This window comes from Mesorhizobium sp. M7A.F.Ca.AU.002.02.1.1 (genome assembly GCF_003998535.1).
GTDB lineage: Bacteria > Pseudomonadota > Alphaproteobacteria > Rhizobiales > Rhizobiaceae > Mesorhizobium > Mesorhizobium ciceri.
In genome coordinates this window covers 1-2,125 of sequence record NZ_RZPB01000910.1, presented here as the reverse complement: position 1 = coordinate 2,125, position 2,125 = coordinate 1, and the positions used below count along the sequence as shown (strand labels likewise).

Here is a 2,125-nt window from a genome sequence, read left to right as displayed (position 1 = left end):
GGCTTGGTAGGCTCCGGCTTTTGAACCCCCAACGTATCTGCCGGATTTTCAGCCGCCTGTCCGCTGGCCTGCACGGGCGAAACTGCCTTTGCCGGCTCAGGGGCGGCAGAGTCCGCCAGGGGCGGCTTTGACAGGCCGGGCGGGAGCTTGGACGGCTCCGGTGGCAAAAGCGATGTCTTGCCGGCAGTCGGTGTGGCAGGCGTCATGAAGCCGCCCAGGTAAAGGCCCGCGCCGGAGGCCACAGCCAGCATCGCCAAGCCAGCGATCGCCAGGGTTCGGGTCTTTGTGGACCTTCCAGGCAAACGCGCCGTGGCCTCGCGCGGCATCGGCGCCGGAGGCGGCCGTTCGAACAAATGCGCGGGCCGCACGTGCTCTACGAAGGGCTGTCCGCCTGGGCCCGCTGCGGCTGCGTCGTCGTGCCTCTCAACATTGTGTGATCGTGCCTGGGTTTTGCTGCCGGATGCAAAGGTTCGCGGCAAAGCCGACCGATCGCGGGGTGTGATGGAAGCCGGCGGGGTTGTCTCCTCGTTTTCGTCACGCGTCATCCTGGCGATTTCCGCCATGCTAACCGGTCGGTCCTGCGGATCCGGTTGCAGCATGGGTTCAACGATGTCACGAAAATCATCGTCGATGTCGGTGAGATCAGGCACGGTCCGGCGCTTTTCGATGACCTCGAATTGCGATCCGCTCATATCGATTGGCTTGCCGCGCAAGGCGGCAACCAGCACCAGCCCCAGGCTGTAGATATCGGATTGCTCACTGACATCGCCGCTGTAAAGCCCGAGCTGTTCGGGTGAAACATAGTTGTATTTTCCCGCAAACTTTCCGCCGATCAGGGTCTCACCGCCGACACTCGCCGACCGGGCGATACCGAAATCTATGATCTTCGCGCGGTCGACCCGGCCTCCCGGCAAGATGATGTTATCGGGCGAGAGGTCGCGGTGTATTGCTCCCGCCTGGTGCACGGCGCTCAGGCCGGAGGCGAGGCGGTGGCAGAGCTTGCGCACATCAGCCGCCGGCATCGCGCCACGCCGCATGATGTCGAACAGCGACTCACCGTCGACGAATTCCATGGCAAGGTAGGGACGGCCGATCCCGGGATCGATCGTGAAGACGTGGTAGCGCACGACCGCGTCATGCGACAGGTGATTGAGGATCAATGCCTCCTTGCGAAACAGCGACAAGATCGTCTGGTCACGGGCGAACTCGGGCAAGACGATCTTGATCGCGACATGGTCACCGGTCTGGATATTATGACCACGGTAAACCTCGCCCATGCCACCGAATGCGATGCGTTCGTCGAGCTCGTAGATGCCGCTGAGTTGCGTGCCTACGACGGTGTTGGCCATGCCCCCCGATATGCGCGTCTTGTCGTCGGAGCCCATCAACCTCAGGCCTTCGCTCTATGCAGATATGGAGGAGGCAATTGGCCATCGCGCTCGTGTCCTATCTTTACGAGGACGATCGTGACGTTATCCGTTGCGCCGCGCGCCAGCACCATGTCGAGCAGGTTCTCGCAGGCTGCCTGAGGTGTCGCCGACACCGTCGCCGCCTCGATCTCGGCGTCGGTGACATGCGCCGTCAGACCATCCGTGCTCAACACAAAAATATCCCCCGGCATGATTTCTCCCTGCTGGAAATCGATGACAATCTCGTCGCTGACGCCGATCGCTTGCGTGATGACATTGCGGCGCGGCCACGTGCGTGCTTCGGCTGCGCTGATGATACCGCGGTCGATGAGCTCCTGAACTTCGGTGTGGTCTCTCGAGATCTGCGAGATCGAGGCGTTGCGGACAAGATAGACGCGGCTGTCACCGGCCCACAGGCAGGCAAACCGCCCGTCCATCGCCAGCAGGGCGGCAACGGTGGAACCGATGGTTATGCCGCGGGATTCAGATATGCCTCGGATCTCGGCATTGGCCCGGCCCAGCCTGTCCTCGAAGCGGGCGCGAAGATCGGGAGCTGAGCTCGCAATGCCGATTGTTGACAGATGATCGACGATACTGGCGGAAGCGACCTCTCCGGCGTCATGTCCACCCATTCCGTCGGCTACCACCCAGACGCCAGTTTGTGGCTCGACCAGATAGCTGTCTTCATTGAGCTCACGGACACAGCCTTTGTGGCT

Annotated in this window: 2 protein-coding genes; both read right to left on the bottom strand. The window is 62.1% G+C overall.

Features of this window, described 5'->3' with window-relative positions:
• Window positions 1-1,385, bottom strand: a 1,385-nt coding sequence (locus tag EN879_RS33165; RefSeq protein WP_164774738.1) for a serine/threonine-protein kinase, incomplete at its 3' end; no start/stop codon positions are given.
• Window positions 1,386-1,390: 5 nt separating this feature from the next.
• Window positions 1,391-2,125: protein phosphatase 2C domain-containing protein (locus tag EN879_RS33160; RefSeq protein ID WP_245493907.1), on the bottom strand; the 735-nt coding region annotated here is incomplete at its 5' end.